An 11,714-nucleotide genomic window follows, 5' to 3' on the forward strand; every position below is an offset into this window, starting at 1 on the left:
TGGGAACCCGCCCGAATGCTCCCCCTCTCCCTCTCCTACGACCACAGAGCCATCAACGGAGCCCTCGCCGCAAACCTCGCAACACACATCAAATCCCTCATCGAAAACCCAAAAGACATGATGCTGTGACACCGGCGCCGGCAGGCCGCGGCGATCGCGCAATTTCCTTTCGCAATCGTTTGAGACGGCGTGAAGTTTGCGCTAACGTCACACGGCCAGCCGCCGCCAGGAGACGCCCATGCGCGCCGTGACCCTGAAGGACATCGCCCGCGAGACCGGCTTTCACGTTTCGACCGTGAGCCGGGCGCTCGATCCCCGGGCGCGCTCGGCGCTCACGGACGAGGTGGTGCAGAAGGTCGCGGCCGCCGCCGAGCGCATGGGCTACCGGCCGAACCGGCTGGCGGCGGGGCTGCGAACGAAGCGCACGCGCACGGTGGGGCTGGTGATCCCCGACATCACCAACGCGCTGTTTCCGCCCATCGTGCGGGGCGTGGAAAGCGTGCTCGAGCCGCTCGACTACGTCTCGATCATCGTCAACACCGACTCGAGCCGGGACCGGGAGCGCAGCCAGATCGGCGTGCTGCTGGAGCGGGGCGTCGACGGGATCATCCACGCGGCGGTGGAGCGGGACGATCCCTTCATCGGCGATCTGGAGCGGCAGAAGGTGCCCTTCGTGACCGTGAACCGCGCGCTCGACCATTCGGCGGCGCCGGCGGTGGTCAACGACGACGCGGGCGGCATCCGGGAGATGATGAAGCTGCTGGTGGAGCAGGGCCACCGGGAGATCGCCCATATCGCCGGTCCGCAGCGGCTGTCCACGGGGGTGGAGCGGCTCGCGGCCTTCCGGGCGGCGGCGGAGGCCTTCGGCATCTCGGTGCCGGAATACTACATCCAGCGCTCCGACCTCCTGGTGGAGACCGAGGGGCGGCGCTGCGCCGAGGCGCTGCTGTCCCTGAACCGACCGCCCACGGCGATCCTCGCCGCGAACGACCGGCTGGCGCTCGGCGCCTTCGAGGCGATCGCGGACCTGGGCCTCGACTGTCCGGGGGACGTGTCGGTGACCGGGTTCAACGACAACGAGTTCCTGCGGCTGATCCCGCCGGGCCTGACCACGGTGCGCGTGGACAAGCTGGGGGCGGGACGCCGCGCGGCGGAGGTGCTGATCGGGCTCATCGACCACCCGGAGACCGCCCCCGATCCGCGCACGGTCCTGCCGGTGGAGCTGGTGCGGCGCGGCAGCGTGGCGCCGCCGCGCACCGGCGCGCTAGAGGCCCAGAAGCGCCCGGGCGTTGCCTGAGGCGATCCTGACGCGGTCCTCGTCGGACAGGGGCGCAGAGCGCATCCAGTCCGCGCCGATCTTCGAGCTGGCATAGGGGTAATCGACCGCGAAAAGGATGCGCTCTGCGCCCATCGTCTCGATCGAGCAGGCCAGCGCCGTGTCGGAGAAGAAGCCCGAGGTGGTGATCCAGAAGTTCCGGCGGAACACCTCGGCGAAATCGGACGGCGGGTTGCCGGGCTTCCTGAAGCTGTCGTCGAGCCGCCAGAGCCAGAAGGGCAGCGCCTCGCCCAGATGGCCGAGCAGGATCTTCAGGTCCGGATGATCCTGGAACATCCCCGAGATGATCATGCGCACCGCCTGGGTGCCGGCCTCCACGCCGAAGCCCCAGGCGGCCTTGGTCATCATCGAGTGGGTCTGGTCATAGGGCGCGTAATAGCGCTCGGTCACCGTGCTGTCGGGCTCGGCGGGGTGGATGTAGACGGGCACGCCCAGCGCCTCGGCGCGGGCGAAGATCGGGCGGTAGCGCGGCAGGTCGAGGAACTCGCCGTGATTCAACCCGTGGATCATCACGCCCTTCAGGCCCTTTTCCTCCACCGCGCGGGTCATCTCGTCCGCGGCGGCCTCGGGGAGGTTCGTGGGGATCATGGCGAAGCCGTCGAAGCGGTCGGGCCTCTCGGCGATCACCCGCGCCAGCGCGTCGTTGACCGCCCGGCAGGCTTCCACCGCCACGTCGTCGGCAAGGCGCTGGCTGCCGGGGGACTGGTGCGACAGGATCTGACGGTCGATGCCCGCGGCATCCATCTCGGCCAGCCGGACCTCGAAGAAGTCGTAGAGCTTCTCGTGCATCGCCGCGGGCGGAGAGGCCGCCTTGCCGAGATACTGAGCCAGCGACGGCTCCATGAAATGCTCTTCGACCGCGATCAGCTCCAGCCTGTCCGCCATTTTTCCTGCCTCCTCCTCACTGTGTGAGCGGCTCGTCCGAACCGCTTGACAGCTATAGCCAGATGCGCGACCTTCGTCCATGCAAACGTTTTCCATGCCATCGTTTCCGTGCCGGATTTTCGGCGCCTCGAGGCCGGAAAGCGATTGCATGGTGCGGAGGCCGGATGCGGCCGCCGCCGCCCGTCGGCGCCATTGAGGAGATGCGCGCCGGGATCGGGCGAGGAGCAACGGGAGGAGGACTCGATGACTGAAATCACCCAGACCTGGCGCACGTTTCTCGGCGCGGCAACGCTGACGGCCCTGTTGCCGGCGGTGGCGCTGGCGCAGGAGACCATCGTTCACGGCGCCGATACCGAGCCCGATTCCCTCGACCCTGCCGAAGCCGAGCCCGGCGAGGGCGGCGAGCCGGTCATCTTCCATGTCTACGAGCGGCTGCTCACGGTCGGGCCGGATTCGTCCGACCTCGTCCCGCAGCTGGCGACCGAGGTGCCCTCGACCGACAACGGGCTGATCTCCGAGGACGGGCTGACCTACACGTTTCCGCTGCGCGAGGGGGTCACCTTCCACGACGGCAGCGCCTTCACCGCCGAGGACGTGAAATACTCCTGGGACCGGGTCATCGAGATGAACCTGCCGGGCTCCGGCGCCGACGTGCTGGCCGAGAAGGTCGCGGAGACCCGCGTGGTGGACGACTACACCTTCGAGGTCACGCTGGAAGAGGTCGACGCCAGCTTCCTCTACTCCACCGTGCTCGCCATGGCGGCCTCCATCGTCAGCGACGAGACCGTCGAGGCGAATGGCGGGATCGAGGCGGGCGAATCGAACGAGTTCATGTCCGGCAACATGGTCGGCACCGGACCCTACACGTTCGAGGCCTGGAACCGCACGGAGAACCTGATCCTGCGGGTGAACGAGAATTACTGGGGCACGCCCGCCAACGACCATGTTCGGCTCGAGTTCGGGCTCGATCCCGATGTGCGGGTGCTGGGGCTGATCGCCGGCCAGTACGACACGATCGAGACCGATCCGACCTACGTCCCTGATTTCGAGGGCGTCGACGGCGTCGAGCTCTACAACGAGGGCCTGCTGCTGGAGCCGGTGCATATCGGCTTCAACACCAACATGCCCGCCGACGCGCTGCCCGCGGGCGACACGATCTCGCCGGACTTCTTCGCCGACCGGCGCATCCGGCAGGCCTTCAACCACGTCTTCGACTACGGCGCCTTCATCCAGGGCGCGCTCGGCGGCTATGGCCAGGTCAATCCCCATTACGTCCCGATCGGCGTGTTCGGATACGATCCCGAGGCGCCCGTCTATGACACGCAGAACCTCGAGGAGGCCGAGCGCCTGTTCCGCGAGGCGGGTGTCTGGGACGAGGGCTTCACCGTGACGGTGATCGTCGAATCGGGGTCGCTCTTTGAGATCCAGTCGCTGATCCTCAAGGATTCGATCGAGCGGCTGAATCCGGCCATGCGGATCAACGTCATGGGCGTCGCCGAGGCCGTGTTCGACGAGGCCATCGTGTCCGACCCGGTGGCCTATCCGATGTGGGCCAAGAACGGCGACCCGGCGGCCGATCCCATCGACTACCTGACGACCTATGCCCATCCCGATGGCGAATGGGGCCAGCGGCACGGCTTCCGGAACATGTACGAGGACCCGGACCGGATCGCCGAGCTGATCGACGCCGTCGCCGTCGAGGTCGACGAGGACGCGCGCGCGGCGATGCTGTCGGAGCTCCAGACCCTGCTCTACGAGGATCCCATGTGGATCATCGGCGCGCAGGAAGGCGCCGTGACCGCCTACCGCGACCGGATCGACGGGATGGTGATGCAGCCGCTCTGGCCGCGCCCCTCGATCAACTACGCGATCCTCGACAAGCGCGCCGAGTGATCCGCGACGGCGGGGCGGCTCCCTCCCGGGCCGCCCTGCCTCCCCCATTCCGATCCCTTCCGCAGCCCGGGCCTTCGCCCTGACCGGAGACGCCATGCAGCTTCGCGACTACATCATCCGCCGCCTGATGATCCTGCCGTTCCTCATCTTCGGGGTGTCGGTCATCGTCTTCAGCCTGACCCGGATCGGCGGCTCGCCCATCGGCGTCTACCTCAGCCACGAGATGAGCCCGGCCGAAGTGGCCGCCCTCGAGGACCGCTTCCACCTCAACGAGCCGCTCTACGTCCAGTACTATTACTGGGCCAAGGGGGCGCTGAGCGGGGATTTCGGCTATTCCGGCGTAGCTGCCGCCCCCGTCTCCGACGTGTTCTGGCCCAAGTTCGCGGCGACCATGGAGCTGTCGATCTTCTCGGCGGCCGTGGCGGTGGTGCTCGGCCTCTGGCTCGGCGTCTTCGCGGGTCAGAGGCGCAACAGGTGGCAGGACCATGTGGTACGGGTCGTGGCCGTCTCGGGCGCCTCGCTGCCGCTCTTCTGGTTCGGCATCGTGCTCCTGATCGTGTTCTGGGCCAATCTCGGCTGGTTCCCCGTGGGCCGGTCCACCGCCGACATCTGGGCCTCGATCCCCCATCCCACGGGCTTCTACATCCTCGACGCGATCCTGGCGGGCAGTCCCCGCGCGCTTCTCGACGCGCTGTGGCACCTGACGCTGCCGGCGATCACGCTCGGCTTCGGGGCGGTGGCGATCATCACGCGGATGATGCGCTCGGCGCTGGTGGAGGAGCTGCAGCAGGACTACGTCGACGCCGCCCGCGCCAAGGGCCTGCCGGAACGGCTGGTGATGAACCGCCACGCGAAGCGCAACGCGCTGGTGCCCACGGTGACGGTGATCGGTCTGACGATCGCCTTCCTGATGCAGGGCGCCATCGCGGCGGAGATTATCTACCGCTGGCCCGGCCTCGGGCGCTGGATGGCCTCGGCCGTGGTCCGGGGCGACCAGGCGACCATCATGACCTACGTGCTGTTCACCAGCGTGCTGTTCCTCTTCGCCAACCTCATCGTCGACATCGTCTATGCAAAGCTGGACCCCCGCGTCCGGCTGGGAGACTGAGCCCGTGGCCGCAACCGATCTCGAACCGCCCCGCCCCGCCGTCCGCGACACCGCCTTCGGCGTGCGCATGCGCCGCTGGGGGGAACTGGCGAAGACGCTGATGTCGAACCCGACCACGGCGCTCGGCTTCGTGCTGATCTTCCTGCTGCTCGGCATGGCGATCTTCGCGCCCTGGATCATGCCGCCCAACGTGCCCGACCCCTACCAGATGCCCCGCGACTGGGGCGCGATGCGGATGCCGCCGGGCACGCCGGGCTATCCGCTGGGGACCACGAACCAGGGCGGAGACGTGCTCTACGGCGTCGTGTGGGGCAGCCGGACCTCGCTCCAGCTCTCGGTGATCGTGGTCTCGGTCACGGTGGTGATCGGCGTGGTGATCGGCTCCATCGCGGGTCTTGTCGGCGGCTGGTTCGACGAGGCGCTGATGCGGGTGGTGGACATCTTCCTGTCGATCCCCGAGCTGATCTTCGCTCTGGCCGTGGCCGCCATCCTGGGCCCGTCCTTCACCAACATCATCCTGTCGCTCTGCCTCGTCTTCTGGGTGAAATACGCGCGGATCATGCGCGCGCAGATCATCCTCGTGCGCCAGGCGGATTACGTTCAGGCCGCGCGCGTGATCGGCGACAGCAAGGTCAACATCTTCCGCCGCGACATCCTGCCCAATGCCTCGACGCCCATCGCGGTGCAGGCGACGCTCGACATGGGCAACATCGTGCTCGTGGGCGCGACGCTCAGCTTCATCGGCCTCGCCGAGAGCGGCATCGCCGAATGGGGCGTGCTGGTCAGCGAGGGTCAGTCCGGCATCGCCTCGGGCCGCTGGTGGGCCTCGACCTTTCCGGGCCTGATGATCTTCCTCTGGGCGCTGGCGTTCAACCTCGTGGGCGACGGGCTCAGGGATGCGCTCGACCCGAGGACGGAGGACAAGCGATGACCCTGCGCGCTCCCTCCTCCACGACGTCTGCGCCCGGACCTCTCCGCGGCGCGCCCCGCCCCCCGTTTTTCTGGCCGGAAATATCCCGGGGGTCCGGGGGCGGAGCCCCCGGCGGATCGCGCCGCAGGCGCGAAACCACCAAGGAGTGCCGCCCATGACCGCCATGGACCGTATCGACGCCCCCGTGATCGCCGAGGTCGAGGACCTCAAGGTGCATTTCCAGTCGAAACGCGGACGGGTTCATGCCGTGGACGGCGTGGGCTTCCAGATCCGCGACGGCGAGATGCTGGGTCTTGTGGGCGAGACCGGCTGCGGCAAGTCCGTGACGGGCCGCGCCTTTCTCGACCTGATCCCGCAACCTCCGGCGATCCTTGCGGGGGGGCGCGTGCTCTTCCGCCCGCGCGGCGGCGCGGCCTGCCCGGCCTGCCGCGGCGAAGGCTGCGCCGATTGCGGCGGCACCGGTCACGAGACCGTGGACCTGCTGAAACTGCCCGCGCAGAAGATGCGCGAGATCCGCGGCGCGCGGATCGCGATGATCTTCCAGGACCCGGGCAAGGCGCTGAACCCCACGCTGACTATCGGCGCGCAGCTCTCGGAGGTTTTCCTGCAGCACAAGAGCGAGGAACTGCTCGAGGTCGCGGGCGTGGCGCCGGGAGACAGGAGCTGGGCCGCCAAGGCCCTCCGCCGCATGGCCCACGAGGAAGACACCTGGCTCGACCGCCGCCTGCGCCGGCTGCCGCCCCTGCGCGAGGGGGCCGCGAGGCTCGAGAAGGCGCTGGCGGACCGCGTGGCCGCCGCCCTTGCCGAGACGCAGATCCCCAACCCCGCCCGCGTCATGCGCGCCTATCCGCACGAGCTGTCGGGCGGCATGAAACAGCGGGTGATGATCGCCCAGGCGCTCGCCTGCGATCCCGACCTCATCGTCGCGGACGAGCCCACCACGGCGCTCGACGTGACGATCCAGGCCCGCATTCTCGAACTGATCAAGACGCTGCAGGCCCGGCGGCGGACCTCGGTCCTTTACATCTCCCACGACCTCAGCCTCGTGCGGAAGGTCTGCGACCGGGTCGCGGTGATGTATGCGGGCCGGGTCGCGGAACTGGGCACCGTCGCGCAGGTCTTCTCGGACCCGCGCCATCCCTACACGCAGGGGCTACTCGCCGCCGTGCCCCGGGCCGGTGCGCGGCGCGGACATCTCGCCTCGATCCCCGGCAGCGTGCCGGAGCTGGTGGACCCCGCGCCCGGCTGCCGCTTCGCCGACCGCTGCGCCATGGTCATGCCGCAATGCACCGGCACCGATCCGCGGCTGCTGCCGGTCGGCCGCGGCCATGCCGCCGCCTGTTTTCTCGAACACCCGCGCGAAGGGCGCGCCCCCGCGATGGAGACCGCCGAGACATGATGCAACAGCCCTTCACCGAAACCACCCGCCAGAAGAAGGCCGGGGACACGCTTCTCTCCGTCCGCGACCTGAGCAAGCACTTCCCGATCCGGGACGGCGTCCTGCAGAAGGTCGTGGGCCATGTCCGCGCCGTGGATGGCGTGAGCTTCGACATCCGCCGGGGCGAGACCGTCGGCCTCGTGGGCGAGAGCGGCTGCGGCAAGACCACGCTGTCGCAATGCGTGGCGGGTCTGACCACGCCCACCTCGGGGCAGATCCTCTTCGACACCGGAAGCGGCAAGCCGCTGGGCCCCGAGGACAGCATCGCCCGCCTGCCGAAGGACCGCCAGCGCATCTTCCGGCGCAACGTGCAGATGGTGTTCCAGGACAATTTCGCCTCGCTGAACCCGCGCGAGCTGGTGGTGGACATCGTGGGCCGGCCCCTGCGGGTCTACCGCGAGGCCTCGGGCACCGCGCTGACCGAGCGCGTGGTGGAGCTGCTGGAGCAGGTGGGCCTCGGCCGGCAGCATCTCTACCGCTACCCGCACCAGTTCTCGGGCGGACAGAGGCAGCGCATCTCCATCGCCCGGGCGCTGGCGCTCGATCCCGATCTCATCGTGCTGGACGAGCCCACCTCGGCCCTCGACGTGTCGGTGCAGGCGCAGATCCTGAACCTGCTGGGCGACCTGCAGCACCACCGGCACCTCGCCTATCTGTTCGTGACCCACGACCTGTCCGTGGTGCGGCACATGGCCGACCGGACGGTGACGATGTATCTCGGACGGGTGGTCGAGGAGGGGCCGACGGAAACGATCTTCCGCGAGGCCGCCCATCCCTATACCCGGGCGCTGCTGGCCGCGAAGCCCGATCTCGACGACGATCCCGAGGCGCCGCTCGCCATGCTCGAGGGCACGATCCCGGACCCCGCGCGCCCGCCGAAGGGTTGCCGGTTCCATACCCGCTGCCCGGTGTCGACGCCGGTCTGCGGCTGGGAGGTGGACGACATCGTGCGGCTGCTCGAGGCGGACGAAGGGCTGTTCCAGTCGCTCTCGGGCGTCGAGCGGCGCAGCGACGTGGACGCCGACCTGACCTTCGCCGACGAGGCCTCGGCGCTGGCCCTCTGGGAGGCGCTGCGGTCGGACCGGGTGCCCGGCGCCATGCGCGAGGCGACCGAACAGCTGAAGGTCGAGGGCCGCAGCCTCCGGGTGCGGTTCTCGGAGGTCGACGAGGTGCACCTGACGCCGAGGGGCGAGGGTCACCGGGCGGCCTGCGTGCTGGGACAGCCGGAGTGAGGCCAGGGGGTGCGCGCCCGGCCGTCAACAGTCCAAGGGGCCGACGAACGAGCCGCGCCATCGACGGGCCGCGGTCCGGCGATCAGACGACCGGGCGGCAGCGCTTCATGGTGACGTGTCGTCGCTCCGCCCCAGCGGCGCGCCAAGGTCACCCGATCGCCAGGCGGTGGGGGCGGTCGCCATTGGAGCGCCATCGGTCCGAGCGAGACTGGCGTCGCGATGGCGCGTTCACCGGGCTTTCGCGGCGCCACCGGCGCCACGGTCCCGGTTCACCCTGCGGCCGTGAGTCCGCGCCGGTGCGGAGCGGATCCGCTCACGACAGAAGGACATAGCCGATGACCCTCTCCTTCACCGTCAACGGACGCGCCGTCAGCCTCGACCCCACGCCGGACCGCCCGCTTCTGACCGCCCTGCGCGAGAATCTTGGCCTGAAATCCGCCCGCTTCGGCTGCGGCGCCGAGAGCTGCGGCGCCTGCACGGTGCTCGTGGACGGCGTGCCGCGGTTCGCCTGCACCCTGCCGGTGTCCGACATTGACGGACGCGACATCGCCACCGCCGAGGGGCTGGAGACGCCGGAGGGCGACCATCCGCTCCTCGAGGCGATGCTGGCGCACCAGGCGGCGCAATGCGGCTATTGCCTGCCGGGCATCCTGATGCGCGCGCGGGCCTATCTCGATGCCGGAGGCCGCGCCGACCGCGCCGCCATCGCCGAAGCCCTCGACGCCAATCTCTGCCGCTGCGGGGCGCATCCGCGCATTCTCGACGCGGTGATGGACGCCGCCCGCCGCATGGGGACCGCCGCATGACCAGACCGCAGAACCCCGGGCTGATGTCCGCCCCGCTCGTCTCCGACTGGATCGTCCCCCGGGACGAGGGCTTCACCGTGCGCACCGGCCGGGCGGAACTGGGCCAGGGCGCGCAGACGGCGCTCCTGCAGATGGCGGCCTGGGAGCTGGGCATGCCCGCGGAGCGGCTGACGCTGACCGGGCCAGATACGGGCGAGAGCCCGGACGAGGGGTTCACCGCCGGATCGCTCTCGATCACGCAAGGGGGGGCGGCGTTGCGGGCGGCGGCCTCGGCGGTGCGGGTGCTGGCGCTTTCGGAGGCGGCGCGGCGGCTCAATGCGGACCGCGAGGCGCTTTCGGTCGCGGAGGGCGCGATCCTCGACGGCGGGTCCGACACCGGCCTGACGCTGCCGGGCCTCGCCGCGGGGATCGACCTGGCCGTGCCCGTGGAGGATCATGCGGCGCCCATGGCAAAGGGCGGGCCGCAGGTGCCGCGGCTCGATCTGCGGGCGCGGATGACGGGGGCGCCGTTCGTCCATGACCTCGCCCCCGAGGGGCTGCTGCACGGGCGCGTCTTTCCCGCGCCGACGCTGACGGCGCGGCTGGCCCCGGGCTTCGACACCGCCCCGCTCGCCGCGCGGCCCGGCGTGGTCGCGGTGGTGCGCGACGGGTCGTTCCTCGGGCTCGTTGCGGAGAGCGAGGCGGAGGCCGATGCCGCCGCGGCCTGGCAGGAGGCGCGCCTCGCCTGGGAAGACGACGCCGACGCGGAGACGGACATCGCCGCGATCCTCGAGGCGAGCCCCCTGCCGATGGAGCCGGTGCAGGAGGCCCCCCTGCCCCACACCGCCCCGACCGCCGAGATCACCGCAAGCCGGCCGTTCCTGAGCCATGGCGCCATGGGTCCGTCGGCAGCGCTGGCGCAGTGGACCGGGGAGACGCTCGAGGTCTGGTGCCACAGCCAGGGCGTCTATCCCTTGCGCAAGGCGCTTGCGACGGTGCTAGGTCTCGATCCCGATGCGATCCGCGTGCGCCATGTGAACGGACCGGGCTGCTATGGCCATAACGGTGCCGATGACGTGGCGCTGGATGCCGCGCTCCTTGCGCGGGCCGTGCCCGGGCGGCCGGTGCGCCTGCGCTGGTCCCGCGCTGCCGAGTTCGGCGTCGCGCCCATGGGGGCCGCCATGTCGACCCGCGCGCGCGTCTGGCTGGACGAGGGGCGCATCGCGGCCATGGCCGTGAGCGTCACAAGCCCGCCCCATGCCACGCGGCCCCTGACGGCGGGCGCGCCTTTCCTCCGCTCCGGCGCGCTGCTGGAGGCGCCCCATCCCTTTCCCGCCGCCGCGCCGGATCTGCCGATGGAACGAGGCGGCGGCGCCGCGCGCAACGCGGTGCCGATCTACGCCGCGCCCGCGCTGGTGGAGCGCAAACTGGTGACCGGCCTGCCCTGGCGGACCTCCTCGCTCAGGGGTCTGGGCGCGCAGGTCAACGTCCTGGCGATCGAGACGGGGGTGGAGGCGGCGCTGATGGCCGGCGAGATCGACCCCTTCGAAGGCCGGCTCGCGAGCCTCGACGATCCCCGCGCCCGCGCCGTGCTGGAAAGGCTGCGCGGGATGTCGGGTGCGATCATGGCCGATGCCGACGGCGAGACGCGGGGCTGGGGTATCGCTCTTGCCCGCTACAAGAACACCGCCGCCTGGGCCGCGGTGCTGACCGAGGTCGTTCTGGAGGACGAGCTGAGGGTGCCGCGGGTGACCGTGGCCGTGGACATGGGCGAGGTCGTCCATCCCGACGGCGCACGAAACCAGATCGAGGGCGGCATCGTGCAGGCGCTGAGCTGGACCCTGAAGGAGGGCGTGACCCTCGACGGGGCACGGGTGGCGACGGCGGGGTGGGAGGACTACCGGGTGCTGCGCTTCTCCGAGGTGCCCGGGATCGAGACCGCCTTCATCGACCGTCCGGGCGACCCGCCGCTCGGCTGCGCGGAGGCGGTGGCGGGACCCGTCTCGGCCGCCGTGGCCAACGGGGTGATGCGCCTTGTGGGCGTGCCGGTGACGCGCCTGCCGCTGACCCGCGACGCGATCATCGCCGCCATTTCGGCGGCCTGAT

10 protein-coding genes are annotated in these 11,714 nt (G+C 70.2%); 9 read left to right on the forward strand and 1 reads right to left on the reverse strand.

The genetic code is table 11. The features are described from left to right. Positions 1-15: 15 nt before the first annotated feature. On the forward strand, positions 16-129 hold the full coding sequence (locus EAT49_RS21840) for a 2-oxo acid dehydrogenase subunit E2 (RefSeq protein WP_425459536.1): 114 nt from the start codon (positions 16-18) through the stop codon (positions 127-129). A 109-nt stretch (positions 130-238) separates the two neighbouring features. Then, positions 239-1,297, forward strand: coding sequence for a LacI family DNA-binding transcriptional regulator (locus tag EAT49_RS17050; RefSeq protein WP_123643516.1), 1,059 nt, complete (start codon positions 239-241; stop codon positions 1,295-1,297). On the opposite strand, the gene EAT49_RS17055 is transcribed toward EAT49_RS17050, so the two are convergent. Further along, on the reverse strand, positions 1,265-2,221 hold the full coding sequence (locus EAT49_RS17055; RefSeq protein WP_185020801.1) for an amidohydrolase family protein: 957 nt from the start codon (positions 2,219-2,221) through the stop codon (positions 1,265-1,267). The genes EAT49_RS17050 and EAT49_RS17055 overlap by 33 nt on opposite strands. Before the next feature lie 243 nt (positions 2,222-2,464). Between EAT49_RS17055 and EAT49_RS17060 the strand changes: the two genes are divergently transcribed. The 7 genes from EAT49_RS17060 to EAT49_RS17090 all read left to right on the forward strand — a co-directional run bounded on the left by EAT49_RS17060 (position 2,465) and on the right by EAT49_RS17090 (position 11,713). Continuing rightward, a complete protein-coding gene (locus EAT49_RS17060) occupies positions 2,465-4,114 on the forward strand; it encodes an ABC transporter substrate-binding protein (protein WP_123643518.1) in 1,650 nt (549 codons plus the stop codon). 94 nt (positions 4,115-4,208) lie between these two features. Further along, positions 4,209-5,222 (forward strand): ABC transporter permease, encoded by a 1,014-nt coding sequence (locus EAT49_RS17065; protein ID WP_123643519.1) that lies wholly within the window; start codon positions 4,209-4,211, stop codon positions 5,220-5,222. Positions 5,223-5,226: 4 nt separating this feature from the next. Then, positions 5,227-6,153, forward strand: coding sequence for an ABC transporter permease (locus tag EAT49_RS17070; RefSeq protein WP_221181474.1), 927 nt, complete (start codon positions 5,227-5,229; stop codon positions 6,151-6,153). 154 nt (positions 6,154-6,307) lie between these two features. After that, complete coding sequence (locus tag EAT49_RS17075; protein ID WP_281274743.1) at positions 6,308-7,552, forward strand: ABC transporter ATP-binding protein; 1,245 nt, start codon at positions 6,308-6,310, stop codon at positions 7,550-7,552. Further along, positions 7,549-8,823: an ABC transporter ATP-binding protein gene (locus EAT49_RS17080; protein WP_185020802.1), complete on the forward strand. Its 1,275-nt coding sequence runs from the start codon at positions 7,549-7,551 to the stop codon at positions 8,821-8,823. The genes EAT49_RS17075 and EAT49_RS17080 overlap by 4 nt, the downstream gene beginning before the upstream one ends. 335 nt (positions 8,824-9,158) lie before the next feature. Beyond that, positions 9,159-9,629: a (2Fe-2S)-binding protein gene (locus EAT49_RS17085; RefSeq protein ID WP_123643522.1), complete on the forward strand. Its 471-nt coding sequence runs from the start codon at positions 9,159-9,161 to the stop codon at positions 9,627-9,629. Beyond that, on the forward strand, positions 9,626-11,713 hold the full coding sequence (locus EAT49_RS17090) for a molybdopterin cofactor-binding domain-containing protein (RefSeq protein WP_123643523.1): 2,088 nt from the start codon (positions 9,626-9,628) through the stop codon (positions 11,711-11,713). Before EAT49_RS17085 ends, EAT49_RS17090 begins: the two co-directional genes overlap by 4 nt. Position 11,714 lies beyond the last annotated feature (1 nt).

It is taken from the genome of Histidinibacterium lentulum (assembly GCF_003789055.1).
Lineage (GTDB): Bacteria > Pseudomonadota > Alphaproteobacteria > Rhodobacterales > Rhodobacteraceae > Oceanicola > Oceanicola lentulus.